A 1,752-nucleotide genomic window follows, 5' to 3' on the forward strand; every position below is an offset into this window, starting at 1 on the left:
TGACTTTTTGGACTCCGAGTCCATTGACTTTTTGGACTCGGAGTCCAGTTAGTTTTTTGACGCGGAGTCCAGGAAGTTTATGGACAGGATGTCTAACGACTTTTTGGACTCTGGCTTCTTGACAATGTGGGGATGGCAATTCCCATTACTCTCCGCAAGAAGATAGCGGATTTCGACCCCATCCGTGAGGGCATCACGGTCCAGCAGTTCTGCAAGAACATCGGCGTATCGAAGCAGACGTACTACAACATCAAAGCACGTATCGCCGAACGCGGGCGGGCTGGCATCGTGCCCGACAGCACGGCACCGCTGAACCCGCGACGGGTCTACGATGACAAGATTCGACAACAGGTCCTGCAAGCTCGCGGTACGTTAAGAGCCCGCGGCCAAGACTGCGGCCCATGGTCAATCTTCTACTTCTTCCTCGACGAACTCGGCTACGACCAACCACCGTCACGAGCTTTAATCGCACAATGGTTGCACGAGGCTGGCGTCGCTGACATCAATGCACGTAAACGACCGCGTAAGTCCTACAGGCACTTTGCCAGGGGCGAAGTCAATGAACTGTGGCAGATCGATGCGTTTGCCTACAGACTCTTCGATGTGCCTCACACGCAAGTGACTATCTACCAAGTCGTCGACGATGCCAGCCGCTTCGACGTCGGCTCCCAAGCTTTTGGAACTCCAGAAAACGGCACCGATGCCCGCATCACGCTAAGTGGAGCCATTGATGCTTACGGACTTCCCCAAGAAGTCCTCTCTGACAACGGTGATGCCTTTGCCACCTACCATCGCGGCCGGCTGTCGCAAACCGAACGCTGGCTCGCCAGCCTGGGAGTTCAATCAAGTGCGGGCTTTGCTCCCACGACGCAAGGCAAAGACGAGCGATCGCACCAAACCATGACCAGGTTTTTGGATGCTCGTACCCCGACGACGCTGGCGCAGGTCCAACAGCTGATTGTCGACTACCGCAACTTCTACAACACACGCCGTCGCCACCAAGGACTTCTCAGGGGCAAGATGCACATCACCCCAGCCCAAGCCTGGGAGATTATCTCGCATGCCCAGCCACCGACGCAGCCGATTGACCCAGATGTTTTATGGACAAAAATCGCGAAACAATATCACCGGATTCACCCCGACAACCAGGCAGATGCTTTAGCAGCCGACACAGCGGTCGCGACAGATAATGCCCTGCCTGAAGTTGCAGCTTCAGACAGGGCACCAAGTAACGACACTCAGGCGATCCAGCAAGATACACCCCATGCCGATTCCTCAACCGTAATGCCAAGCTCTACCGGTGTAAATGCACTCTGGCCTATCCCGGACAAGCTGTGGATCAACAAAAGCGGGGTAGTACGCGTCATGGGACACGGCCTCTACGTCGGGCTGCGCTTCAAAAATCGAGCCATCTACAGCAGCGTAGCCGATGACTATGTGGAATTTTTTACTGATCACGACGGTGAGAAACTGTTTTCATTTCCGCTACCGATCCAACTGAATCAGCGTCCACCCGGCGGTCAAATCAACATAAACCACGTTGACGGCATGTGGCACCGACAACCCCCAGAGCTAAAACCCAACCTCTCTGGGCTACGGCCAAGCCGCCGGAAGAAGCCAAGCTAGCACCAGTACAAAAACTCAGTGGACTCCCCGTCCAAAAAGCGGGGAGACTCCACGTCCACAAAGTCCCTAGACTCCAAGTCCAAAAAGTAGCTAGACTCCAAGTCCAAAAACCTCATGGACATAACA

General features: G+C 54.7%; 1 protein-coding gene. It reads left to right on the forward strand.

The window, feature by feature from the left end:
* Positions 1–132: 132 nt before the first annotated feature.
* Entirely contained in the window at positions 133–1,626 is a 1,494-nt protein-coding gene (locus tag D9V82_RS11905; protein WP_121912535.1) for a DDE-type integrase/transposase/recombinase, read from the forward strand.
* The last annotated feature ends 126 nt before the right edge of the window (positions 1,627–1,752 follow it).

Source organism: Corynebacterium macginleyi (assembly GCF_003688935.1).
GTDB lineage: Bacteria > Actinomycetota > Actinomycetes > Mycobacteriales > Mycobacteriaceae > Corynebacterium > Corynebacterium macginleyi.

What these genes read in the sequence shown, in the direction of transcription:
- D9V82_RS11905 (WP_121912535.1), top strand. Translation starts at nt 133, where the DNA reads ATGGCAATTCCCATTACTCTCCGCAAGAAGATAGCGGATTTCGACCCC.